This is a genomic window from Paeniglutamicibacter psychrophenolicus, from assembly GCF_017876575.1.
Lineage (GTDB): Bacteria > Actinomycetota > Actinomycetes > Actinomycetales > Micrococcaceae > Paeniglutamicibacter > Paeniglutamicibacter psychrophenolicus.
Genome location: NZ_JAGIOE010000001.1, coordinates 4282265 through 4305770 on the forward strand (window position 1 = coordinate 4282265; position 23506 = coordinate 4305770).

18 protein-coding genes are annotated in these 23506 nt (G+C 68.8%); 7 read left to right on the top strand and 11 right to left on the bottom strand.

Features of this window, described 5'->3' with window-relative positions; all coding sequences use genetic code 11:
* Positions 1-54: 54 nt before the first annotated feature.
* The gene (locus JOF46_RS22620) at positions 55-1152 is read right to left on the bottom strand and encodes a resuscitation-promoting factor (RefSeq protein WP_342592512.1); all 1098 of its coding nucleotides are present in this window, start codon (positions 1150-1152) and stop codon (positions 55-57) included.
* A gap of 320 nt (positions 1153-1472) precedes the next feature.
* Entirely contained in the window at positions 1473-2432 is a 960-nt protein-coding gene (locus JOF46_RS19285) for a TatD family hydrolase (RefSeq protein ID WP_209910249.1), read from the bottom strand.
* Between the two features lie 184 nt (positions 2433-2616).
* Here JOF46_RS19285 and JOF46_RS19290 point away from each other — a divergent pair, with 184 nt between their 5' ends.
* The 3 genes from JOF46_RS19290 to JOF46_RS19300 are packed head-to-tail and all read left to right on the top strand — an operon-like array spanning position 2617 to position 7491.
* On the top strand, positions 2617-3597 hold the full coding sequence (locus JOF46_RS19290; protein WP_209910252.1) for an AAA family ATPase: 981 nt from the start codon (positions 2617-2619) through the stop codon (positions 3595-3597).
* 37 nt (positions 3598-3634) lie between these two features.
* A complete protein-coding gene (locus JOF46_RS19295) occupies positions 3635-5059 on the top strand; it encodes a DUF58 domain-containing protein (protein WP_209910255.1) in 1425 nt (474 codons plus the stop codon).
* Positions 5056-7491 (top strand): transglutaminase TgpA family protein, encoded by a 2436-nt coding sequence (locus JOF46_RS19300; protein ID WP_209910258.1) that lies wholly within the window; start codon positions 5056-5058, stop codon positions 7489-7491. The genes JOF46_RS19295 and JOF46_RS19300 overlap by 4 nt, the downstream gene beginning before the upstream one ends.
* Here JOF46_RS19300 and JOF46_RS19305 read toward each other — a convergent pair.
* Both JOF46_RS19305 and rfbB read right to left on the bottom strand, forming a co-directional pair.
* Positions 7473-8888: a sugar nucleotide-binding protein gene (locus JOF46_RS19305; protein ID WP_209910261.1), complete on the bottom strand. Its 1416-nt coding sequence runs from the start codon at positions 8886-8888 to the stop codon at positions 7473-7475. The genes JOF46_RS19300 and JOF46_RS19305 overlap by 19 nt on opposite strands.
* A complete protein-coding gene (rfbB, locus tag JOF46_RS19310) occupies positions 8885-9931 on the bottom strand; it encodes a dTDP-glucose 4,6-dehydratase (protein ID WP_209910264.1) in 1047 nt (348 codons plus the stop codon). The genes JOF46_RS19305 and rfbB overlap by 4 nt, the downstream gene beginning before the upstream one ends.
* Positions 9932-9987: 56 nt before the next feature.
* Between rfbB and rfbA the strand changes: the two genes are divergently transcribed.
* The gene (gene rfbA, locus JOF46_RS19315) at positions 9988-10872 is read left to right on the top strand and encodes a glucose-1-phosphate thymidylyltransferase RfbA (RefSeq protein ID WP_209910267.1); all 885 of its coding nucleotides are present in this window, start codon (positions 9988-9990) and stop codon (positions 10870-10872) included.
* A 115-nt stretch (positions 10873-10987) separates the two neighbouring features.
* Here the strand turns inward: rfbA and JOF46_RS19320 are convergent, their stop codons facing one another.
* Both JOF46_RS19320 and rsmI read right to left on the bottom strand, forming a co-directional pair.
* Positions 10988-12472, bottom strand: a complete 1485-nt coding sequence (locus tag JOF46_RS19320; RefSeq protein WP_209910269.1) for an NAD-dependent succinate-semialdehyde dehydrogenase — start codon at positions 12470-12472, stop codon at positions 10988-10990.
* A 196-nt stretch (positions 12473-12668) separates the two neighbouring features.
* Entirely contained in the window at positions 12669-13517 is an 849-nt protein-coding gene (rsmI, locus tag JOF46_RS19325; RefSeq protein WP_209910271.1) for a 16S rRNA (cytidine(1402)-2'-O)-methyltransferase, read from the bottom strand.
* 80 nt (positions 13518-13597) lie between these two features.
* On the opposite strand from rsmI, the gene JOF46_RS19330 reads away from it, so the two are divergent.
* Together JOF46_RS19330 and JOF46_RS19335 are read left to right on the top strand one after the other, a co-directional pair.
* Complete coding sequence (locus JOF46_RS19330) at positions 13598-15190, top strand: dolichyl-phosphate-mannose--protein mannosyltransferase (RefSeq protein WP_245348197.1); 1593 nt, start codon at positions 13598-13600, stop codon at positions 15188-15190.
* A gap of 77 nt (positions 15191-15267) precedes the next feature.
* The gene (locus JOF46_RS19335) at positions 15268-17115 is read left to right on the top strand and encodes an AMP-dependent synthetase/ligase (protein WP_209910277.1); all 1848 of its coding nucleotides are present in this window, start codon (positions 15268-15270) and stop codon (positions 17113-17115) included.
* 82 nt (positions 17116-17197) lie between these two features.
* Here the strand turns inward: JOF46_RS19335 and JOF46_RS19340 are convergent, their stop codons facing one another.
* The 5 genes from JOF46_RS19340 to JOF46_RS22395 all read right to left on the bottom strand — a co-directional run bounded on the left by JOF46_RS19340 (position 17198) and on the right by JOF46_RS22395 (position 22888).
* Positions 17198-18586: a TIGR01906 family membrane protein gene (locus JOF46_RS19340; protein ID WP_209910280.1), complete on the bottom strand. Its 1389-nt coding sequence runs from the start codon at positions 18584-18586 to the stop codon at positions 17198-17200.
* A gap of 355 nt (positions 18587-18941) precedes the next feature.
* A complete protein-coding gene (locus JOF46_RS19345) occupies positions 18942-20717 on the bottom strand; it encodes an HNH endonuclease signature motif containing protein (RefSeq protein WP_209910283.1) in 1776 nt (591 codons plus the stop codon).
* Positions 20718-20802: 85 nt separating this feature from the next.
* Entirely contained in the window at positions 20803-22269 is a 1467-nt protein-coding gene (gene ahcY / locus JOF46_RS19350) for an adenosylhomocysteinase (protein ID WP_209910286.1), read from the bottom strand.
* 12 nt (positions 22270-22281) lie between these two features.
* The gene (locus tag JOF46_RS19355; protein ID WP_209910288.1) at positions 22282-22479 is read right to left on the bottom strand and encodes a Trm112 family protein; all 198 of its coding nucleotides are present in this window, start codon (positions 22477-22479) and stop codon (positions 22282-22284) included.
* Between the two features lie 10 nt (positions 22480-22489).
* Positions 22490-22888, bottom strand: a complete 399-nt coding sequence (locus JOF46_RS22395; RefSeq protein WP_342592514.1) for a DUF3499 domain-containing protein — start codon at positions 22886-22888, stop codon at positions 22490-22492.
* 99 nt (positions 22889-22987) lie between these two features.
* On the opposite strand from JOF46_RS22395, the gene JOF46_RS22400 reads away from it, so the two are divergent.
* Entirely contained in the window at positions 22988-23503 is a 516-nt protein-coding gene (locus tag JOF46_RS22400) for a metallopeptidase family protein (protein ID WP_245348199.1), read from the top strand.
* Positions 23504-23506: the final 3 nt, after the last annotated feature.

Here is a 23506-nt window from a genome sequence, read left to right on the forward strand (position 1 = left end):
GTGTTCTTGTGTGCATCGGCGCAACCGGTGCCCCGGACCCGAGGGCCCCGGGTGTTAGCGCAGGCCCAGCTTGCTGGAGCAGGCCGGCCAGTGGCCCCAGCCGCCGCTGCGGCGCAGCACCTCGGCGGTGGCGACCTGCTCGGCGGGGGTGGCCTGGTGAGGCAGGGCGGCGTACTTGCCGCCACCGGCCCCGCGCCAGCTGCTGGCGGAGAACTGCAGTCCGCCGTAGTAGCCGTTGCCGGAGTTGATGGACCAGTTGCCGCCGGACTCGCACTTGGCCAGTGCTGACCAGGTGGCCGAAACGCTGCCGGGGGTGCTGGTGGACTTGGGCTTCGGCTTGGGCTTGGTGCCCACGGAAACTTCTGCGTCAACGGCCTTGGTGGTGAGCTTGTCGGCCTCGAGCTTGCGGTCGGTTTCCTTGCCGTCGCGCAGCGTCACGGTGTAGGTGAGGGTGCGTTCGCCGTCCTTGCCCTTGACCAGGGTCTTCTTGGAGCCAACCAGTGCGTCGGAGTCCTTGGTGGTGTCGGTGCCGTGGGCAACGACCTTGGTCTTGGTGACGGTCTTGGTCTCGACGCGCACGATCTTGAGCTTCATCTCGTCGGTGACGGCGTCGGTGGCCTTGGCGTTGAGTTCGTCGTCCTTGCCCAGCTTGAGCTTGGCTTCGTCGAGCACCGCCTCAACGGTCTCTGCGGTGGTGTTCAGCTTCTTGGTCTTGCCGTCGACCTTGATCGAGACGTCCTTGGGAGTGGAGATGTCGATCGCGGTGGACAAGGAGGCCAGGGCGAGTGCCGGGCCCTGGTCGATCTGTGCCTTTTCGGAAACGTTGAGCTGGTCCACGACATCGGCGACGGTCAGTCCGGTGGTGTGCACGACGCGGTCCACGCCGTCGATGCTCACGTTCACGGCCTTGTTGCGCTTGATCTCGATCAGGGCGCCGTCGGCGACCGGTGCATCCAGTGCCGGGGTGACCACGTCGCGGTCCCCCACGGGGATTGCGGAGTCCTTCAAGACATCGCCAACGGTGGCGGCGCGCGTGGAGACGGACTGGCTTTGGCCGTCGATGGCCACGGCAATGGTCTTGCCGGCACCGACGAACATGACCAGGCCGAGGATCAACGCGGTCAAAACGGCTGCTTGCGCGCCGACTTTCACCCAGCGATTCTTAAGGGCATTCTGCACAGGATTCCAAACTTCGGTCTATCCCGGGCACGGGGGCAGCAATGCCACACGGTGGGTGAACGGTTGCTCCCGGCAGAAACCGGGCGCAGCCCACCATGTGCTCATTGGTTGGTGCGAGCACAATCCAATTCTTTTTCATCTCATCGATGTTGCGGCGGGGCGCTTGCGAACTCGCCCCGTGCAGAATCAAATGCACCCGGGAACCTTCCCCGATCCCGGCTACTAAAGACCAACCGTAACCGAATCGTAATAACGTCGCAAGCACTTCGTGCTTGCCTTGTGCATAAAACCGGCTAGAAGTCCCCGTAGACGCGCCGGGTGTTTGCCGCCAGGGCGCGGCAATATTCCTCGAGGTCCGAACCCGTTGCTTCGGCCATGAAGCGCACGGTTTGCGGGATCAGGTAGCTGGCGTTCGGCCGGCCCCGGTAGGGGTGCGGGGTGAGGAACGGGGCATCGGTCTCCACCAGCACCAATTCCGGCCTGGCCACCAACAATGCCGCACGCAGGTCGTGCGAGTTCTTGAATGTCACGGTGCCGGAGAAGGAGAGGTACCAGCCGTTTTCGTTGCAGATCTCCGCAAGCTGCGCGTCGCCGGAAAAGCAGTGGAAGACCACGCGCTCGGGAAGCGATTCATCCCGCAGGACACGCACCACATCGAGATGTGCGTCACGATCATGGATTTGCAGGGCCTTGGAATGCTCGCGGGCAATGCGGATGTGCTCGCGGAAGGAGTGCTCCTGGGCCGGGCGGCCGGGCTCCTTGGTGCGGAAATAATCCAGCCCCGTCTCGCCGATGGCGCGCACCCGCCCGTGGGCGGCGAGTTCCTCGATGCGCGCAATGGCCGCATCAAGGTCCCCGGTGGCGCCCAGGCGCGCGGCGTCGTTGGGGTGGATCGCCACGGCTGCCAGCACCCGGGAATCCTCGGAGGCCGCACGCACCGCGAACTCGGAGGATTCCACGTCGCAGCCGACCTGGATGACCCCGGGTACGCCGACGGCGTTGGCCGCGTCGAGGGCCTGGGCGACGCTGACGTGCACCGAGCCGTCACGGAAATCCAGGTGGGTGTGGTTGTCCGGGACGCCGAAGGGCAGCGGCGCCGGTGCCGGAGGGTAGGAGAGGTTGCGTTTCTTGCCGTGTTCGTCCTGGGCGCTGCGGTTCGGGGCATCCGGTTCGTGGCCGGCATCGGCCGGAAGGTAGGCGGCCGGCACGCCCAAGGTGGCGCCGATGTCCGTTTGCTGGTTTGAGGCAGGCATTGGTGCCTTCTCCCCCTTCGTTTGGTGTCCCGGATTTACGGGCCAATGGCCGTTGGCCCATCCAGCGTACGCGGCCCGGCACACCGGCGCGCCCCAGCGTGACGCAGCGCACGCCAATGACGGTATCGTTGGAAAGGAGATTACATACCTTCCACCGTACGGATGCGTTCCAGGAGGACCTTGCATGTCGCTTTCCACCGAGTCCCAGATTCTTCCGGCCGATGAATTCGGCCGGGTCTGCGAAGAAGTGCTGGCCGGTATCGCCACGGTGATCGATGGCAAGGCGGAGGTGGCGCGCACCGCGCTGATCGTCCTGCTGGCCCAGGGCCACCTGCTGCTGGAGGACGTGCCGGGGGTCGGCAAGACCATGCTGGCCAAGACCCTGGCCAAGTCGGTGGACTGCACGGTGCACCGCATCCAGTTCACCCCGGACCTGTTGCCCTCGGATGTGACCGGTGTGTCGATCTTCAACCAGAACACCCACGAGTTCCAGTTCCGGCCCGGACCGGTGTTCGCGCACATCGTGATCGGCGACGAGATCAACCGGGCCAACGCCAAGACCCAGTCGGCGTTGCTTGAATGCATGGAAGAGGGACAGGTCACCGTCGACGGAACCACCCACATGCTTGAAAGCCCGTTCATGGTGATCGCCACGCAGAACCCCATCGAGCTGGAGGGCACCTTCCCGCTGCCCGAGGCACAGCGCGACAGGTTCATGGCCAAGATCTCCATGGGCTACCCGGATGCCGCCGCCGAGATGGCGATGCTCGAGACCCACCAGTCCACCTCGCCGTTGGATGGCCTGCGCCCGGTCCTTGACCTGGCATCGCTGCACACGCTGATCAACACGGTGGCCGCGGTCTACGTTTCCGACCCGGTGAAGGAATACGTCGTGGCCCTGGGCCGGGCGACCCGCGAGCACGCGGACATCCGCCTGGGTGCCTCCCCGCGTTCCCTGCTGCAGCTGCTGCGCGCCGCCAAGGCCGAGGCAGCGCTCAACGCCCGGGACTACGTGTTGCCCGAGGACGTGCGCAACATCGCCGCCAAGGTCCTGGGGCACCGGCTGATCCTGCACCGGCGTGCCGAGGCCGCCGGCTCGAACGCCGAATCGATCCTGGTCTCCATCCTCAATGCGATACCGGTTCGCGCCGGGGCCCGCGGCTAGTCCGCCGGGTACGGCACAGGCCAAGGCAGCAACCACCATGAGCATCCCGTCGGCGGAACCCAACGAGTTCCGCGAATCCCCGTCCGGCAACCGCTGGATCGCCGCAGAAAAGCCTGCAACGCTACGCGAAAAAGTCCACCTCGGGTTTCTCACCGCGCGCGGCTGGGGACTCTTTGCCGCCGGGGCGGTCGCCCTGCTGCTGGCCTTCCTGATGGGCCGGCGCGAGCTGCTGGCCATCGCATTGTTCCTGCTGCTCACCCCGCTGCTGGCGGCATTCCTGCTGCGCTTTGGCAATTCCGAGCTGGCCGTCACGCGGACCTTCAACCCGCAGCAGGCCAGCACCGACTCCGGGGTGCGGGTGCGGCTGCACATCACCCACAAGGGCAGCGGGGCCGGGCCCCTGACGCTGCGCGACACCCTGCCGGAGGATTTCGGGGCGGGCCCGGAATTCCGCTACCCCTCGCGCACCGCCACCGGTGGCCCCGAGGGCTCGGGCAGCTGGTACGAATACCGGCTGCGCCTGGCCACCCGCGGCATCTACTCCATCGGGCCGGTCCGCGCCCAGGTCGGCGACGTCTTCGGGCTGGCCTCCCGGCCCTCGGCCCTGGATGCACCCAGCGCGCTGCTGGCGCTGCCGGTGTGCGAGATGCTTGAACCCACCGGCATCCCCGGCGAGCACGGCTCCCACGGGCAGGCCGCCTCGAACCGTCGCCTGACCCCGGATTCCTTCGAGGTGATGACCCGCGAATACCGTCCCGGGGACACCGTGCGCCGCATCCACTGGCCGGCCACCGCCCGGAAGGGAACGCTGATGGTGCGCCAGGAGGACTACCGGGCCACTCCGCGTGCAGTGCTGATGCTGGACCGCTCCCGCACCGCGTTCCTCGCCCAGGGCGTGGGCGCCGAACCGGTGCTGAAGATCCCGCAATTCACCTCCACCCCCAAGGACTCCAGCCGCCGCTTCGAATGGGGGCTGCACGCGGCCCTGGGCATCGGCGCATACCTGGCGCAGACCGGGTTCGGCATCGATCTGATCGACCACCGCGGCACCTCGATCAACGCGGTCTCGGCCTCGGGCACCGAGGACTCCGCGGAACTCTTTGCCGGGCCCCATGCCACCGCGAGGATGCAGCAGGCACTGGCAGCCCTGGGGCTCGAGGACGCCACCGGGGAACGCCGCGAACCTGCCCGGGCCACGCTTGCCGCGGCACTGAAGGAACGCATGCGCGAGCGCGGGGACCGGCTGGTGCTGATCCTGGGCGAAATCACCGAAGCGCAGGCCGACACCTGGCTCGAGGTGGTTGGCGCCCGCAGCAAGGTCACGGTGCTGTGCGTGGCCAACCGCGAGGGACACCTCGCACCGGTCATCTCCCGCTTCCGGCAAGCCGGCTGGGCGGCCGTTGCCGTCAACCCGAAATCCACGCTCGCCGGGGCCTGGGCGGAATTGGGGCGCACCTCATGAGCACGCCAACCCTGGACAAGCCCCGGGTCCCGCACCCGGACCCGCCGGCGCCACGCCGCGGGGCACCTGCCCGAAGCCTGCCGGCCGCGGCCTTCTGCGCCTTTGCGGTGCTGGTGGGCGTGCTGGGGGCTGCCGCCTCGCTGCACGGAGTGATCAGCGACTGGGGCTGGATGCTGCAGGTCACCGCGGTGGTCGGCGCCATCGTGCTGGCCGCCAACCTGGTTCGGGCACTGGGTGCCCGCCGCTACCTGGGCACCGCGGCAGGTGCCGTGGTGGCCGTGGCAGTGCTGACCTTCCTGTTTTTCGCCAACACCGCCTGGCTGGGCGTGGTGCCCACCGCCTCGACCTACCGCGCACTGCTGCGGGTGTGGGCGCTGGCCAACGACCAAATGGGCTCCCAGGTACCCCCGGTGCAGAGCACCGGGGTGATCGTCTTTTCCGTGTGCGTGTGGGCAGCCGCGGTGGCCCTGGCGGTTGACGCCCTGGCCTTCGAGATCCGGGCCGCGGCCCTGGCCGGGCTGCCGCTGGCCATGCTGCTGTCGATCTCCTCGCTCTTCGAGGCGAACGGGGCCGGCATCGGCACGGTGTCGGTCACCGCGGCGGGCTACCTGCTGGTCCTGGCAGCTTCCCGCTGGCAGGACGGTTCCGGGTCCGGGCGCCGGGCCATGGAGCTGCAGGATCCGGGCTCCGGCGGGCGGGGAATCCCGGGGCCGAGGACGCGTTCGGCACTGCTGCAGGGCACCGCGATCATCGCCGGGGCGCTGGCCACGCTGCTGGTGCTGCCATCGGCCATTCCCGGCTTCTCCAAGGGCATGCTCACCGAGGGCACCCGGCCCTCCTGGGGCCAGCTGGCCACCAACATCGACCCGATGATCGCCCTGGGCAACGACCTGCGCAACCGGTCCTCGGGCACGGTGCTGCACTACTTCACCGATTCGCACACCCCCGTCTACCTGCGCACCTCGGTCACCGGGGACCTCACGACCGATCGGTGGGAACCGGATCCGGACATCTACCGGGTCCCGGCCACCGAGAACCTGGTGACCCGTGCCTTCCCGACGGCCTTCGAGGCCGCCCGGCCGGCCTTCACCCGCGTGGTCACCGACAAGTACCGGGGAGCGTGGATGCCCCTGCCGGCCAACGCCATCACCCTGAGCGGGCTGGGCGGTTCCTGGGGCTGGAGCCCCGACACCGGGACGCTGCGCGCCGCCAAGGGCGCCGTCCCGGAGGCCGAGGACTACACCGTGATGAGCGTGAACCCCGAGATCACCGCCAAGTCGCTGCGGGAGCTGTCGGCCTCCATGCCCGGCGGATTCTTCGCCGAGGTCGACCAGGAGTACCTGGCGCTGCCCCAGGACACCCCCGATTCGCTGGCCGAGGCCACCAACACGGCCGTGGCCAAGGCCGGGGGCGAGGCGTACGGGCAGGCCGTCGCCATCCAGGACTACCTGCGTTCCACGGTGTTCACCTACTCGGAAAAGACCCCCGTGGAGGACGGCTACGACGGCAGTGGGATGAAGGTCATTGACGCGTTCCTGCAGGAAAAGGCCGGGTACTGCATCCACTTTGCCTCCACCATGGCGCTGATGGCCCGTGAGCTGGGCATCCCCAGCCGCCTGGTCACCGGTTACTCCCCCGGCACCCCCACCGGGGTGAAGATCACCGGGCAGAACGGCGCGGAACTGAACGAATACATCGTGAACTCGCGCAACGCCCACCTCTGGCCGGAACTCTACTTCCCCGGCGCCGGCTGGGTCGCCTTCGAGCCGACACCCGGGCGCGGGGTCCCGCCGGCCTACGCGCCGGCGCTTCCGGCGTCCACCGCCAGCTCCGCCGGGGACCCGCGCCTGACCAACCCGTCCAATTCCTCCTCCGGGCCGTCATCGGCCGAGTCCTCCGCGAGCACCCCGGCCGCGGCCCCGGGCTCCGGCCCCGACTCCGGGACCCCCTTCTCCGGCCTGCTGCCGCTGGTGCTGATCGTGCTGCTGGCCGGTGCCGGTCCGTGGGCGGCCCGCCGCATCCAGCGCACCGGCAGGCTGGCCCGGATGCGCCGCCCCGGCGAAAGCGCCCAGGACTACGGCAGGGAAACCGGTGCCGCGGCGGCGTGGGCCGAACTGGTGGCCCTTGGCCTGGACCATTCGATGCCCATGCGCCACGACGAATCGGCGGGGGACTACTCCCGCCGGCTGGCCCGCATCCTGCCGAGCGCTGCCGGGGCCTTGTCCGTCCTTGCCGGGGCCTACGAGCGGATGCGCTACGCGCCGGGGCGCGGGCAGCCGGACGCCGCGGTGTTGGCCGAGGCGCTGTCCGAGGTGAAGCACGCCCTGTCCGCCGGCATGGGCCCCGGCGAGCGCCTGGGCCGGGCCTTGTGGCCTCGTTCGCTCTTTGCCCCGCGCCCGCTGGAGCCCTTCGGCTACGCCTCGGGCAGGTAGGCGGCCAGGTAACCGGCCAGGGCCTCGAACTGGTCGGGCGGGATGAATCCGGTGGCCTTGATCTTGGACAGCTCCAGGGTGCTGTGCACCGGGCGCGGGGCCATCGCGGGGTGCGCGGCCCGGTAGCCATCGGTGCTCGTGGCGGTGATGCGGCCCGGGTCGTGGCCCAGCGCCGCAAAGACCTCGGCTGCGATGCGCGCCCAGGAGACCGTTTCTCCCTCGTTGGTCAGGTTGTAGGTCCCGTAGGGGGCCTGCGAATCGAGCAGGTGCAGGATGCCGGCGGCCAGGTCCCTGGCGAAGCAGAGGCGTCCGAATTGGTCGTCGATGACGCTCGGGTCCACCCCGGCGCGGGCCAGGCGCGTCATGGTGGACACGAAGTTCTTCCCGTCCCCCACCACCCAGCTGGTGCGGACCAGGTAGTGCCGCGGCGCCTGGGCCACCACGGCGTCCCCGGCGGCCTTGGTCTGCCCGTAGACCCCCAGCGGGCAGGGGGCGTCGAACTCGGTGTAGCTGGGCTTGCGCCCGTCAAAGACGTAGTCGCTGGATAGGTGCACCAGCGTGGTCCCGTGTTGGGTGCAGGCGACCGCCAGCTGCCCCACCGCGGTGACGTTGGCTGCCCAGGAGGCCCGGCGCCCGGCCGGGGTTTCGGCCTCGTCGACCTGGGTGTAGGCGGCGGCGTTGATCACCGCCCGGTACCCGGAGAGGTCAAGGGCGGCCAGCTGGCGGGCATCGGTGATGTCCATTTGCCCGCGGGTGGCGAATTCGTAGCTTCCGTCGGCAGGTGCCAGGGCGGCCAGGGCGCGGCCCAGCTGCCCGTTGGCGCCGAGCACCATGGTCTTGCGCGGGCCCACCGGGGTGAGCGCATCCAGCATCGGGTGGGTCCGGTCGGCTTCCGAGACGGTGGCCTTGGCCAGCGGGATCGGCCAGGGGATGCCGGCGGACGGGTCGGCCAGGTTCAGGAAGGTGTATCCGGAACGGGCCTTTTCCGACCAGTGCTCGGTGACCAGGTAGCTGTATCCGGTGTCCGGTTCCAGGGTCTGGAAGCCGTTGCCGACCCCGCGCGGCACGAACACCGCCTGCCCGGGGCCGAGCGTGGCGCTGAAGCTCTTGCCGAAGCCTTCCCCGGCGCGCAGGTCCACCCAGGCTCCGAAGACGGATCCGCCGATGACCGCCACGTACTTGTCCCAGGGCTCGGCGTGGATGCCGCGGGTGGTCCCGGCCAGGCGGTTGAAGGAGACGTTGTTTTGCACGGGGCGGAAATCGGGCAGCCCGGCGGCCACCATTTTTGCGCGTTGCCAGTTTTCCTTGAACCAGCCGCGGGCATCCTCGTGGACCGGCAGGTGGACCAGCAGCAGGCCGGCGATCCCGGTTTCCTGCACGATCGGTGCGTTGTTCACTCCCCCGCCCCGTTCTCCGGGGCCGCGATGCCTTGCGCCGCGTGGGCGGCTTCCTGGAGCAGGTAGCGCTGCTCGGTCCCGGCCTTGGCACCCTCCCACCACCACGCGTTCTGGCGGTACCAGGAAATGGTTTGGCCCAGGCCGGCGGACAGGTCCCGGTGTGCCGGGCGCCAGCCCAGTTCGGTGCGCAGCACCGAGGCATCGATCCCGTAACGCAGGTCGTGGCCAGGCCGGTCGGTGACGGTGTCAAAGGCTTCGGGGTCCTGGCCCATGAGCCCCAGGATCGACTGGAGGACCTCCCGGTTGGACTTTTCCCCGTCGGCGCCGATGAGGTAGGTCCTGCCCACCGTTCCGCGGTTCAGGATTTCCCACACCGCCGAGGAGTGGTCCTCCACATGGATCCAGTCCCGGACGTTGGCCCCGGCGCCGTAGAGCTTGGGCCGCACCCCGGCCAGGATGTTGGTGATCTGCCGCGGGATGAATTTCTCCACGTGCTGGTAGGGCCCGTAGTTGTTGGAGCAATTGCTGATGGTCGCCCGCACCCCGAAGGAGCGCACCCACGCCCGCACCAGCATGTCCGAGGCGGCTTTGGTGGCCGAGTACGGGCTGGAGGGGTTGTAGGGGGTGGTGTCGGTGAACCGGTTAGGGTCATCGAGTTCCAGGTCCCCGTAGACCTCGTCGGTGGAGATGTGGTGGAAACGCGTTTCGTGGCGGCGCACCGCCTCGAGCAGCGTGTAGGTGCCCACCACGTTGGTGTCCAGGAACGGCCTGGGGTCGAAGAGCGAGTTGTCGTTGTGGGACTCGGCGGCAAAATGCACCACGGCGTCGGAAGTGGCGACGAGTTCGTCGACCAGCGGCGCGTCGGTGATGTCGCCGATGGCCACAGTGAGCCGCGGCCCGGGGATTCCCTGCAGCGAGGCCAGGTTTCCGGCGTAGGTCAGCGAGTCAAGGACGGTCAGATGCGCATCGGAGTGCTCGATCAAGTAGTGCACGAAGTTGGCCCCAATGAATCCCGCACCCCCGGTAACCAGGATTCTTTTCATGATTGCAAGGCTAGCTCCCCTCCCCATCCGTGACTAGGTGTGTCTAGGATGGGGCCATGAAGGGGATCATACTTGCCGGGGGAACGGGATCGCGCTTGCATCCGATCACGCACGGAATTTCAAAACAGCTGGTGCCTGTCTATGACAAGCCCATGATCTACTACCCGCTGAGCACGCTGATGCTCGCGGGGATCACCGAGGTGCTGGTGATCACGACCCCTGCCGATGCACACCAGTTCCGCGGGCTGCTGGGCGACGGATCGCAGTTCGGGATCACCATCGACTACGCCATCCAGCCCTCGCCCGACGGGCTGGCCCAGGCCTTCATCATCGGCGCCGCGCACATCGGGGACGGGCCGGTGGCCCTGGTGCTGGGCGACAACATCTTCTACGGTCCGGGCTTCGGTTCGCAACTTGCCGATTTCCATGCCGATGGCGGGGCGTCGATCTTCGGGTACTGGGTCAAGGACCCGGGCGCCTACGGCGTGGTGGAATTCGATGCCGAGGGCACCGCGGTGTCGCTGGAGGAAAAACCGGCCAGGCCGCGCAGCAACTATGCGGTGCCCGGGCTGTATTTCTATGACAACTCGGTGATCGAGCGGGCGCGTGAGCTGGCGCCCTCGGCGCGCGGGGAACTGGAGATCACCGACATCAACCGCCAATACCTGGAGGAGGGCTCGTTGCGCGTGCACGTGCTGGCCCGCGGCACCGCGTGGCTGGACACCGGGACCTTTGATTCACTCAACGACGCCTCGAACTTCATCCGCACCATCGAGGCCCGGCAGGGGCTGAAGATCGGGGTTCCCGAGGAGGTCGCCTGGCGCCGCGGGTTGATCGACGATGAGGCGCTGGAGGCCTGTGCGGCGAAACTGGGCAAGAGCGGCTACGGCGCCTACCTGCGCACGCTGTTGGCCCACGACTTCGAGGATCCCTACCACTAGGCATCGCCGGCCGGGGTGCACCCCGGGCGACAAGCAAACGGCGGCGCCCCCTGGTCCACACTTCCCGTTCAATGGGGAAGGTTGGAACAGAGGGCGCTGGGCGTTTGGTGCTTGTTTAGCGTGCCGCGTACGGGTCGGCGATGCCGATGTACTGCGTGGTGGTGTACTCGGCCAGGCCCTCGGCGCCGCCCTCGCGGCCCAGGCCCGACTGCTTCACGCCGCCAAACGGTGCCGCGGCGTTGGAGATGACACCGGCGTTGAAGCCGACCAGGCCGAACTCGATCTGCTCCGCCACACGGAAGAGGCGGTTGTGGTCGCGGCTGTAGATGTAGGAGGCCAGGCCGTATTCGGAGGCGTTGGCCAGCTCGATGGCGTGGGCCTCGTCGCGGAAGGTCGTCACCGGGGCCACGGGCCCGAAGATCTCCTGGCCCAGGATGGCCGCGTCGTTGGCGACGTTGGCCAGCACGGTCGGTGCGTAGAAGTAGCCCGGGCCCTGGACCGGGGCTCCGCCGGTCACCGCCACGGCGCCGGCCTCGACGGCGGCCGCCACCAGTGCGTGGACATCGTCGCGGGCGCCGGAGTCGATCAGCGGGCCGACGTTGGTTTCCGGGTCGGTGCCGCGTCCCACCTTCAGCGCGCCCATGGCCGCGGCGAACTTGGCGGTGAATTCCTCGGCCACGGATTCGTGGACCAGGAAGCGGTTGGCCGCGGTGCAGGCCTCGCCCATGTTGCGCATCTTCGCTGCCATGGCGCCCTCGACCGCGGCGTCTAGGTCGGCGTCCTCGAAGACCAGGAACGGTGCGTTGCCGCCCAGCTCCATGGAGGTGCGCAGCACCTTGTCGGCGGCGTCCTTCATGAGCATCTTGCCCACGGCGGTGGAACCGGTGAAGGAGACCTTGCGCAGGCGGTCGTCCTGCATCAGCGGTCCGGAGATCTTCGAGGCGCTGGCCGAGGAAACGACGTTGAGCACGCCGGCCGGCAGTCCGGCTTCGAGCATGACCTGGGCGAAGAGCTGGGAAGTCAGCGGGGTGAGCTTGGCGGGCTTGAGCACCATGGTGCAGCCTGCGGCGATCGCCGGAGCGACCTTGCGGGTGGCCATGGCCAGCGGGAAGTTCCACGGGGTGATCAACAGGCACGGGCCGACCGGCTTGGTCTGCACGATGATCTTGTTCTTGCCCTCGGGGGTGGTGAGGTAGCGGCCGTAGTCGCGCACCGTCTCCTCGGAGAACCAGCGCAGGAATTCGGCACCGTAGGTTACCTCGCCGCGGGCCTCGGGGACCGGCTTGCCCATTTCCAGGCTCATCAGCAGCGCGAAGTCATCGGCACGCGCGGTGACAAGGTCGAAGGCGCGGCGCAGGATCTCGGCGCGGGTCCGCGGTGCGGTGCGTGCCCAGGATGCCTGGACGGCGTCGGCGGCGTCCAGGGCCGCCATGGCGTCCGCGGAAGTGGCCGAGGCCAGGGTGGCAAGCTTCTCGCCGGTGGCCGGGTCCAGGACGTCGAAGGTGCCGCCGTCCGAGGCGTCGCGCCATTGCCCGTTGATCAACAGACCGGTGGGGATGGTGGCAAGAAGTTCGGATTCACGCGTTGAGGTAATGGTCATGGCGGCGGTCTCCCTTGATCGCTAGGGGGTGTACGGGAACGGTTCTGCTCTTCCCTGCCCACGCTAGTGCCGCAGCGGGTGGGTGTAAATTTCTATCTGCACTATGACGCGCACCATGTGTTGTGCAGGTATCCCAAGGCCCCGCCCGCCCGGCGTGGCCGCCGGGCACGTACTTCGGCGTACGCCGGCGGGTTCCTTAGCCGCGCGCCTGGAGCACCGCGGCGTACAGCTCGCGCTTGGAGACCCGCTCGGTCTCGGCCACCGCTGCCACGGCTTCCTTCAACCGCAGTCCCTCGGTGACCAGTTGCTGCACCTGGGCCACGTGGTCGGTGGCCCGGGCCGGTTCCCCGGCCGGTGCCCCGGCGATCACCACGGCGATTTCCCCGCGGACCTCGCCCTCGGCCCAGAGCAGCAATTCGCCAAGGTCTCCGCGGATGACCTCTTCGTACATCTTGGTCAGTTCCCGGGCGATGGCACCCTTGCGGTCCGCCCCGAAGGCATCGCGCAGCGCGCGGATCATCGCGTCCAGCCGGTGCGGTGCCTCGAAGAAGACCATGGTGCGCTGCTCGGCGGCCAGGTCCTCGAGGCGCTTGGCCCGCTCCCCGGCCTTGCGGGGCAAAAAGCCCTCGAAGGTGAACCTGTCGGTGGGCAGCCCGGACAGGGCCAGCGCCGTCAGCACGGCCGAGGGACCTGGGACCGCCGTGACGGTGATGCCCGCGGCAACCGCGGCCTCGACCAGCTTGAACCCCGGGTCCGAGACCGCGGGCATTCCGGCGTCGGAGACCACCAGGATGGTGGCCCCGCCGGCCACCAGCTCGAGCAGCTCGGCAAGGCGGTGGGTTTCGTTGTGTTCGTGGTAGCTGATCAGTCTTCCGGGCACGCGGACGCCAAGCCCGGTGGCCAGGTGCAGGAAGCGCCGGGTGTCCTCGGCCGCCACGATGTCCGCGCTCTTCATGAGTTCGATCAGGCGTGGGGACGCGTCGGAAAGGTTGCCAATGGGGGTTGCCGCGAGGACGATCTGGCCCGGGGTTTCTTGAGTTTCCACGTCCCAAGCCTACTGCCCGCGTGTGCCTCCGGTTCCCGCAGGGGGCCGCCGGTACAGTGTTGATGGTGACTACCGCTTCCATGCAGAGAACGCGCCGCTGGGTTGAGTCCCCGCAGGGCGCCTTCGGGATCCAGGCCCTGAGGGACCGCTTGTCCGGCCCACTGCATCGGGCCGGGGTCTGGGGCTGGATCGTTCCGTTGGCCATGGCGATTCTCGGCGCGGTGCTGCGTTTCACCAACCTCCAGCATCCCCACCTGCTGATCTTTGACGAGACCTATTACGTCAAGGACGCCTACACCATGATGCACGCGGGTTACGAGCTGGAGTGGGGCGAGAATCCCAATCCCGCGTTCATCTCCGGGCACCCGGATCCCAAGGAATCGGCTTCCTTCGTGGTCCATCCCCCGCTGGGCAAGTGGCTGATTGCCGCCGGGATGTGGCTGTTCGGGACCGACAACGGGCTGGGCTGGCGTTTTTCCGCGGCACTTTTTGGCACGTTGTCGGTGCTGCTGTGCGCATTGGTGGCCCAGAAGCTGTTCTCCTCGGTGCTCCTGGGCGGGGTCGCCGGCCTGCTGGCCGCGGTGGATGGCCACCAGATCGTCATGTCCCGCACCGGGCTGCTGGACATCTTCTTGATGTTCTTCATCCTGGCCGGGTTCTACGCGCTGCTCCTTGACCGTTTCCACGGGCGGGCGAAGCTGGCCCGGGCGCTGTCCACCGCGGACGGGTCGCGGCCCGCGGACAGGTTGCTGGCCTACGGGCCATGGCTGTGGTGGCGGCCGTGGCGGCTGGTCGCCGGGGTGATGCTGGGGGCCGCGGCCGGGGTGAAGTGGTCCGCGCTGTCCTTCATTGCGCTCTTCGGGCTGATGACCGTGCTCTGGGACCTGTCGGCACGGCGCCGTGCCGGGATCCGGCACTGGGTCCTGGCCGGGCTGTGCCGCGACGGGATCCCCGCGTTCTTGCTGATCATTCCCACGGCCGCGGCGGTGTATCTGGCGACCTGGACCGGTTGGCTGCTGTCCATCGATGGCCGCTACCGCCAGTGGGCGGTTCAAAACCCCTCGGAAACCTGGGGCTGGGTGCCGGATGTGTTCCGTTCCCTGGCCGAGTACCACCGGGCCGCCTATGCGTTCCACCAGGGACTGAGTTCGCCGCACGGATGGGAATCCTCGCCCTGGAGTTGGCTCTTTGCCGGTCGCCCGGTGCTGTTCTTTTACGAGTCGCGCGGCAACGGCGAATTCGGCTGCACCAGCGCCAATTGCGTCCAGGCGATCACCGACTTGCCGAACCCGATCATGTGGTGGTCCGCGACCCTGGCCCTGTTGCTGGTGCTGTTCTACTGGATCGGGGCGCGCGATTGGCGTGCCGGGGCGATCCTTGCCGCCATTGCCGCCGGGTACCTGCCGTGGTTTGCCTACCCGGATCGCACCATGTTCTTCTTCTACACCCTGCCGTTCGCACCGTTCATGGTCCTGGCCCTGACCTACGTCCTGGGCAGGTTCCTGCCCACCGACAGGCAGGTCCCCTGGCACCGGCGGCGCGTGCTGTGGGGCGTGGGGATCTTCCTGGCGCTGGTGGCGGCGGTGTCGGCGTTCTTCCTGCCGGTGTGGACCGGGGGAATGATCACGTACGAGAATTGGCGCATCCACATCTGGATGCCCAGCTGGGGATGACGCCCCTTCATTACTTCCCAGTAACATAGACTATGGTCCACACCACACAACGACCACCCACGGGAACACACCACACCATGCGCGAGGCAAGCACCGGACTCATCATCGACCTGCCAGGGGATTCAAACACCACGGACCTGCTGCTGTCGCGCCTGGCCCGCAAGGATGCCGCACCGCTGTTCAGCGTCAAGCGCGGCGCATCCTGGATCGACGTGTCAACCGCGGATTTCACGGCCTCGGTCCGGTCCCTGGCCAAGACGCTGCTCGCCCACGGTGTCGCCCCGGGCGACACCGTGGCGATCATGTCTTCCACCCGCTACGAATGGGCGCTGGCCGAGCAGGCCATCTGGTTTGCCGGCGCGGTGTCGGTGCCCATCTACGAAACCAGCTCCCCGTTCCAGGTCGAGTGGATCCTCAAGGATTCCGGGGCACGGCTCGCCTTTGCCGAGGACCCCCGTCACGCGCAGGTGATCGAACAGGTCGCCGCAGCCCTTGGCGAAAAGGTCACGGTGCTCGCCTTCGAGGACGGCACGGCTGCGGATCCGGCGGGCATTCCGTCCTCGGGGCTAAAGGAGCTGGTGGATGCCGGCTTCCGCAGCGCCGTCACCGACGAACAGCTCGAGGCCGCACGGACCTCGGCTGGCCTGCAGGATTTGGCGACCCTGGTCTACACCTCCGGAACCACCGGCAGGCCCAAGGGCTGCATGATGACCCACGCGAACTTTTCCCTGATCGCCGTGAACCTGGCCCCGCACATGGCCCCGGTGCTGGGCAGCGGCGAACGCACCTTGATGTTCCTGCCGCTGGCCCACGTGCTGGCCCGCGCCGTGCAGCAGGTCTGCGTGCACGCCGGCTCCACCATCGCCCACACCTCCACCGCATCGACCCTCGTGGCGGACATGGCCGCGGTGAAGCCCGGCTTCCTGCTGGCCGTGCCCCGGATCTTCGAGAAGATCCGCACCACCGCATCCAACACCGCGCAGGCCGCCGGCAAGGGCGCGCTCTTCGCCCAGGCCGAGTCGGTGGCCATCGAATACTCCCGTGCCGCCGACGCCCGCGCCCGCGGGATTCGCACCCATCGCTCCCCCGTGCTGCTGGCCAAACACGCCCTGTTCAACAAGGTGCTCTACCCCAAGCTGCGGGCGGTGTTTGGCGGCAGGGTGCGCTACGCGATCTGCGGCGCCAGCGCCTTGAACACCGATCTGGCGCACTTCTTCCGCGGCGCAGGCGTCGACCTGCTGGAGGGCTACGGGCTCACCGAGACCACGGCCCCGGCCACGGTGAACATGGCCCGGGACGTGCGGGTGGGCTCGGTGGGCATCCCCGTGCCGGGCACCGTGATCCGCATCGCCGAGGACGGCGAAATCCGCATCAAGGGCATCGGGGTCTTTGCCGGATACCACCGCAATGCCCGGGCCACGGCCGAGGCCTTCGACGAGGACGGGTTCTTCAAGACCGGAGACACCGGGACCCTGGACGACTCCGGGTTCCTGAGCATCACCGGCCGCAAGAAGGACATCCTGGTCACCGCCGGGGGCAAGAACGTGGTCCCGGGCCCGCTGGAGGAAATCATCCGGGCCTCGCGCCTGGTCAACCAGGTCGTCGTGGTCGGTGAGAACCGCCCGTTCGTCGCGGCCCTGGTGACACTGGATCCGGACGAACTCGGCCCGTGGTGCCGCGCCAATGCGCTGGGCGGGCTCTCACTGGGGCAGGCAGCGGTGCACCCTCGGGTGCTCGCCGAGATCCAGGCGGCCGTGGATGCGGCCAATGTGACGGTTTCCAAGGCCGAGGGCATCCGCAAGTTCACGGTCCTGGACTCCGAGCTCACCGAGGAATCCGGACACCTGACCCCGTCCCTGAAGCTCAAGCGGGCCAGCGTCATCACGGACTACGCCGCGGTGATCGACTCGCTCTACGAGCGCTAAAGCACCACGGAAGCACGAATCCCCTCGGCGGTGCCGCAAGGCACCACCGAGGGGATCTTGTCGTTCTCCGCAGGGGCGGCAGCTACAGGCCGAAGACGCGCTTTTCCTGGCGCAGGCGTGCGGCCTCGCGGCGCTTGGCCGTGGGCCAGCTGCGGATCAGCGTGATGAGTGCGGTGAGCACGACCATCCCTGCAATGCCGATCGCGGCGTCCACCCAGAACTGCGGCGGATACAGGCGGATCAACGTGTCCGAGTAGTTGAACGTCCAGTTTCCCTGCGAGAAGAAGATCTCGTGGAACGTGGTGAAGAAGCTGTCCCAGCCCAGGATCGCCACGGTGGTCAGCCCGGCCAGCAGCACCAGGGTCACCACGGATCCGGCAAAGAGCCCGCGGCGGATGCCTCCGGCATAGCGCTTGCCCAGGTAGGCCAGCGCAATGACCGCAATGACGCCCAGGGCGATTCCGCCCAGGTAGGTGAAGGACATGACGTTCTTGACGTCGGCCATGTGCTGGACCTCGGTGCCCAGGAAAAGCGGGTTGCCGTTGGGGAACCGCAAGTCGCCCAGGTACCGGTTGTCGGCGACGTTGTTCAGGAAGTCCACGCCGTAGGACCCGTAGGTCAGCCTGTCGGCGGTGGTGAACCCGAACCCGTCGGCCGGGAAGCCTGGTCGCTGGTAGGCGATCCAGAGGAAGATCGGGCTGGCGATCAGCCGGATGGCGAGGATCAGCAAGATGAAGGGGTAGGCAATGGCCAGCAGCACCTGCAGGGTGCGGGCCAACGGAGGCTTGGAATCCAGGGCGGCCTCGCGGGCGGCACGGCGTTCGCGCGCGGCCGGGGTCGGCTCGGGCACCGGGGTGTAGGCACCGAAGACCCGGTTGCGGGCCTCGGCGATCGCGGAGGCCGTTTCCGGGGGCGTGCCGGCACCCTGTGCCGCGGCGCTTGGGCGCGGCAGCGTCTGGGTCCTGTCGTCGCCCACCGGTGCGGGGGCGGCGGTTGCGGGTGCCGCAGACACCGAGACCTTGGTGGTTTCGGGCAGTGGTTCCACCGGGATCTTGGCAATGATGTCCTCGATCTCCTCGGGTTCCTCCCGCTTTGGCTTGGCCACCGGCTTCGCGGCGGGTTTCAGCGGTGCGGCGGCCGGGGGCTTGGCGGAGGGCGCCTTGGTCGGTGCCGGAGCATTGTCTGCCGGGGCCTTGGCCTCGGGCGCTTGGGCCGGTGCAGGTTTGGCGGCCTGGGCCGGTTCCGCCGCGGGGGCCTTGGCCGGTGCCGGAGCCGTGGCAGGCTTCTGCGCCGCAGCGGCGGCCGCGGCACGCGAGGCAGCCAACGAGGCTTCGATCTTGGCGGCGGCGGCCGCTGCGGCCGCGCTCAGCGAACCGGAAGCCGGCTTCGCCTCGGCATTGGCGGCGGGCGCTGCCGGTGGGCTCGCCGGGGCATCCGGCTTGCCGGTCTGCACTTTGTCCTGCTCAGCCATGCTTCTCCCTCAAAACTCTGACATGCGGTGCGTACGCTCTGCTGTCGCGGCGCGCCGTGGCCGCACCGCCAAACACACAGCCCTAAGACTATCGAGCGATCGGTACACCAGCCGCCCACTGGCGGCTTTTCGGCCCGCGTGTCGGTATCCGTGGAACTGCGGCGGCCCGGCCGTCGGGTTCCGGAATTTCCCGGCGCCGCGCACCCTGGTCACGGTTGCCGGGCTTCATGCGCTGGACATGCCCGCATGGGGAGATGGTGCAGCTGGGTGGGGCGGGTGCGCCCGGGTTGGTGCCGCCAGGCAGCGACGCGCCCGGATGTGCTGCCGACGGTGTGGTCGGCGCGGATGACGCGATTCAGGCGGCTGCGGTTTCGGGGTGAAAGACCCAGTTCCGCCGGGGTCTTCGGAGCGGGTCCCGGGAGGCGGGAAGCACCACGAGCGGGATGCCGTCGACGACGGTGATGCCGAAGTGCCCCGCGTGGAAGGCCGTGTGACACCGGATGCACAATAATATACCGTTACTGACTTGGGTCTTTCCACCTTCAGAGTATGGCTTGATGTGATGCACTTCGGTCCGGTGGACGGGCATGGAGCAGCCGGGATTGGCGCAGCCGCGGTCGCGCGCGGCGATGGCGCGCTTCTGGCCCTTGGTGAAGAAGCGCTTGCGCCGCCCCACATCCAGGGGCTCGCTGCGCCCTCCCATCACCACCGGGGTGATCCCGGCGTTGCACGCCATCCGGCGGGCGGTGGCGGCGGAGATCTCGTGGCCGTGGGCCGTGAACCCGGCCGATTCCAGGGCCCCGGTGAGGGCGGCGTAGTCGATCATGACCAGCAATTCGATGCGGGACTTCATCGGCATCCCTTCCTTCGGGGTGCCGGCCGGGTCCATCCAGGTCTGCAAGGCGTCGAACAGCGCCTGCGACAGGCGCTGGGCTCGGCGCCGGGCGTTTGCCTCGCGGGCGGATTCCCCGGGGTATTTGTCCCCGTCCGGCAACCCGTAGGGGTTCTCGGGCGGCAGCGGCCTGCCCACATCGGTGAAGCCCGCGCGCGGGCGAAGGGATTCCGGGGTGTCCGGGTTGGCTGCCCAATCCGGGATCGGCGGGGCCGGCTCGGAATCTGCGGCGATGCACGGGCCCGCGCCGGTTCCCCTGCCCGGCCGTTCCGGTGCCGGGCCATCGTCGACGGGGGCGAAGGGTGCGGCGGGGGTGCCGGAAGCGGTCCGCGGGTTGTTCAGGTCGTCGGCGAGGGTGCAAAGCCTTTCCTGGCCCTCGGCATCGACGAGCAGTTCCCAGAGGAACCCGGCGGCCTTGCGGGTGCGGAAACGCAGTCCCAGATGGCGGGCCATGGCGGCCTCCTGGCGCTCCAGCACGCTGGCGTCAAGTTTTTCGGCGGCGTTCTTGATGAGCTTGCCCAGGTCCTTGGCGTCCCCCTGCCGGAGGATCCCGGTGACCTTTTCCAGCAGCTCCTGCCGGGCCGCGCCGGGATCGGATTGCGCTTCCAGGGACGGTTCCAGCCCCTCGAGCTTGGCCGCGGCGATGGCGACGGCGCGCGGATCTGCTCCTCCTCCGTCCACGACCCTGCCCAGCTCCGGGTACCGCGGCGGCACCAGGGTTCCGGTCTCGTCGAGGTGCTCGTGCAGGCGTTCGTGGGAAAGCAGCCGGTGACGGGCCTGGAAGTATTCGAGGTGGAGGCGGGAGGCGAGGAACTCGGCCGGGCCCGCGTGCAGGGATTTGCGGTCCGCGGCGCTGGTCTCGTCGGCGGGCAGGTGCGTGGCCCCGCGGGCGAAGGCGGCCGGGTCCGCCAGTGCCGTGTCCACCGCGGCCAGCGCGGCATCGGTGAGTGTGTGGGCCTCGGTCTCGGCGCAGGCACCGGCGGCGAGGACCTGGGCACGGGCCCCGGCGTGGGCGATGCGTTCAACCAGCTGTGCCAGGGCGGCGGCCAGCACCGGGGAGCCGTCGACCGCCGCGAGGGCATCGTCGATGGCCCTGCCCAGCACCGGCTCCAGGGCCGCGAGCACCCGCACCCGGTGCCCGGGCGCGGCCGTGTCCGGGGCCGGGAGCGCCGTTGCGGTCCCCAGCACCCCGTCGATGGCGGCGAGCACCTCCTCGGTGCTGCTGGATGTGTTGCTCATGCCATCCATCATCGGACCGCGCACGGGGTGCCCGGAAGAGGGGTGCGCGGGGATGTGGATAACCGGGCCCGGGCACCCGCTGAGGTTAGTAGCGGTACGCTTCGGGCTTGTACGGCCCCGAAACCGCCAGGCCCAGGTACGCGGCCTGGGTCTCGGTCAGGGTGGTCAGCTCCACGCCCAGCGCGGCCAGGTGCAGCCGGGCGACTTTCTCGTCGAGGATCTTGGGCAGCACGTGGACGGCCTTGGCGTACTCCCCGGTGCCGGCCTTGGTGAACAGCTCGATCTGCGCCAGCACCTGGTTGCTGAAGGAGCAGGACATCACGAACGACGGGTGTCCGGTGGCGTTGCCCAGGTTCAGCAGCCGGCCCTCGGAGAGCACGATGACCGAGCGCTCCGCCGCGGTCCCGGCCGCGAAGGTCCATTCGTGCACCTGGGCCTTGATCTCGACCTTGCGCACGCCCGGGACCGCGGCCAGCCCGGCCATGTCGATCTCGTCGTCGAAGTGGCCCACGTTGCCCACGATGGCCTTGTCCTTCATGGACTGCAGGTGCGCGGCGGTGATGATGCCGGTGCCGCCGGTGGTGGTCACGAAGATGTCACCGGCCCCCAGCACGGTTTCGAGGCGGGCGACCTGGTAGCCGTCCATCGCGGCCTGCAGCGCGCAGATCGGGTCGATCTCGGTGACGATGACCCGCGCGCCCTGCCCGGCCATGGCCTCCGCGGCGCCCTTGCCCACGTCCCCGTAGCCGCAAATGACCACGACCTTGCCGCCGATCAGCACGTCGGTGGCGCGCATGATCCCGTCGGGCAGCGAGTGGCGGATGCCGTACTTGTTGTCGAACTTGGACTTGGTCACCGAGTCGTTGACGTTGATCGCCGGGAAGAGCAGCGTGCCGGCGGACGCCATCTGGTTCAGGCGCATCACCCCGGTGGTGGTTTCCTCGCTGGCGCCCAGGATGCCTGCGGCGATGCGGGTGAACCTGGCCGGGTCCCCGGCCAGGGAGGCGCGCAGGGTGTCGAGCACGATGGCGTGTTCGAGGCTTGTCGCGGCCTCGGGTCCGGGCACCGCGCCGGCGGCCTCGTACTGCGCGCCCAGGTGCACCAGCATGGTGGCGTCCCCGCCGTCATCCAGGATCAGGTTCGGGCCAAGCTCCGGGTCCTGTTCGGCACCGGGCCAGGAAAGGATCTGTTCGGCGGTCCACCAGTAGTCTTCCAGGGATTCGCCCTTCCAGGCGAAGACCGGGACCCCTTCCGGGTTTTCGGGGGTGCCGGCGCCCACGACCACTGCGGCGGCGGCCTCGTCCTGGGTGGAGAAGATGTTGCAGGAGGCCCAGCGGACCGCCGCGCCCAGGGCGACGAGGGTCTCGATCAGCACCGCGGTCTGCACCGTCATGTGCAGGGAGCCGGCGATGCGGGCACCGGCCAGCGGCTTCGACGCCGAGTACTCGGCGCGCAGGGACATCAGCCCGGGCATCTCGTGTTCGGCCAGGCGGATCTGGTGGCGTCCTGCCTCATGCAGGGACAGGTCGGCGACCTTGTGCCCGAGTCCCATCTCGCCACCCGCCTAGCCTTGGCCCCTGGCCGGGATGGTCGTGGCCTCGGAGGCCAGCATGACCGGGATGCCTTCAATGATGTCGTAGCTGTAGGTTTCGCCGTTGGCACCGGTGCCAGTGGAGACCAGGATGTCCCCGTGCTGCACCAAGGTGGAGCCGGTGACGGGGCAACGGAGCTGGGCGATGAGTTGCGCTGAGAGATTCGACATGGAACCCAGTTTAGGGCTCCATGTTCCCTTCGCGCAGTACCCGCAGGTGGCGACGGGTCAGGGACTGGGAATCGCCGGGCTCGATGGCCGGCGGGGCACTGCGCGGGGACGGGGTCTCGAGGGGCGGGGCCGCGACGGGGAGCGCCTCGTCTTCCCGCACCGCGTTGGCCAGGGCGTAGAGGTCGTCGTTGCGCAACCGTCCCTGCTCGGGCAGTGCCAGGCGCAGGACCTGCCACCCCAGCGGCGCGGTCAGGCGCTGCGCATGGAGGTCGCACAGGTCGTAGCAATGCGGTTCCGCATAGGTCGCCAACGGACCGAGCACCGCCGTCGAGTCGGCGTACACATACGTCAAGGTGGCGATGGCCGGCTGGCGGCATGCCGAACGTGAACAAAGTCTATTGGATCCCACGGTTACACAGACTACCGCAGCGCGGTGCCCGCCACGGCCGCGCACCGCCGTGCGGGCCAACGGAACCGCAGCGGGCTTCGGGTGGCTTACGCTAAAGACATGTCCGGAAAACTGTCGATCGATTTGGACGGGCGCGATCCTGCCTCGTTGGGCAGCGGGTCGACCCGCCGGTTCGCCGACCGCAAGCGCAACCGGCACGGACGCGGCCGCCGCGGGCCGATGCTCCTGGCGCCGATGCCCGGTGCACGCACCCGGGCCGAACGCTTCGAGGACCTTTTGATCGAATCCGCCGAGCGCCTGGCCGACCGCTGGGGCGAGCGGGTGACCTCGATCGATTTCCGCATCCTGATGGTTCCCAACGCCAAGGTTCTCGAGCGGGCCAGGGCCGAAGGCACCCGGGTGCCGTGGGCGACCAACCGCTCCGCGCGCCCCGGGCGACCCGAACGCATCACGCTTTACCGCCGTCCCATCGAGGAGGCGTGCGTCCACGGACCCGAGTTGCTGCCCGAGCTGGTGCATTTCTCCATCGTGGAGCAGCTGGCCGACCTGTGGGCCATGGACCCGCAGGCGATCGATCCCGAATACGGGATCTGGGGCGCCGGCCCGGGCGCCTGAGCG

Coding starts and splice junctions, on each gene's coding strand:
- JOF46_RS19285 (WP_209910249.1), bottom strand. CDS start 2,432: ATGCCTGCCTCAAACCAGCAAACGGACATCGGCGCCACCTTGGGCGTG.
- JOF46_RS19290 (WP_209910252.1), top strand. CDS start 2,617: ATGTCGCTTTCCACCGAGTCCCAGATTCTTCCGGCCGATGAATTCGGC.
- JOF46_RS19295 (WP_209910255.1), top strand. CDS start 3,635: ATGAGCATCCCGTCGGCGGAACCCAACGAGTTCCGCGAATCCCCGTCC.
- JOF46_RS19300 (WP_209910258.1), top strand. CDS start 5,056: ATGAGCACGCCAACCCTGGACAAGCCCCGGGTCCCGCACCCGGACCCG.
- rfbB (WP_209910264.1), bottom strand. CDS start 9,931: ATGAAAAGAATCCTGGTTACCGGGGGTGCGGGATTCATTGGGGCCAAC.
- rfbA (WP_209910267.1), top strand. CDS start 9,988: ATGAAGGGGATCATACTTGCCGGGGGAACGGGATCGCGCTTGCATCCG.
- JOF46_RS19320 (WP_209910269.1), bottom strand. CDS start 12,472: ATGACCATTACCTCAACGCGTGAATCCGAACTTCTTGCCACCATCCCC.
- JOF46_RS19330 (WP_245348197.1), top strand. CDS start 13,598: ATGCAGAGAACGCGCCGCTGGGTTGAGTCCCCGCAGGGCGCCTTCGGG.
- JOF46_RS19335 (WP_209910277.1), top strand. CDS start 15,268: ATGCGCGAGGCAAGCACCGGACTCATCATCGACCTGCCAGGGGATTCA.
- JOF46_RS19340 (WP_209910280.1), bottom strand. CDS start 18,586: ATGGCTGAGCAGGACAAAGTGCAGACCGGCAAGCCGGATGCCCCGGCG.
- JOF46_RS19345 (WP_209910283.1), bottom strand. CDS start 20,717: ATGAGCAACACATCCAGCAGCACCGAGGAGGTGCTCGCCGCCATCGAC.
- ahcY (WP_209910286.1), bottom strand. CDS start 22,269: ATGGGACTCGGGCACAAGGTCGCCGACCTGTCCCTGCATGAGGCAGGA.
- JOF46_RS19355 (WP_209910288.1), bottom strand. CDS start 22,479: ATGTCGAATCTCTCAGCGCAACTCATCGCCCAGCTCCGTTGCCCCGTC.
- JOF46_RS22400 (WP_245348199.1), top strand. CDS start 22,988: ATGTCCGGAAAACTGTCGATCGATTTGGACGGGCGCGATCCTGCCTCG.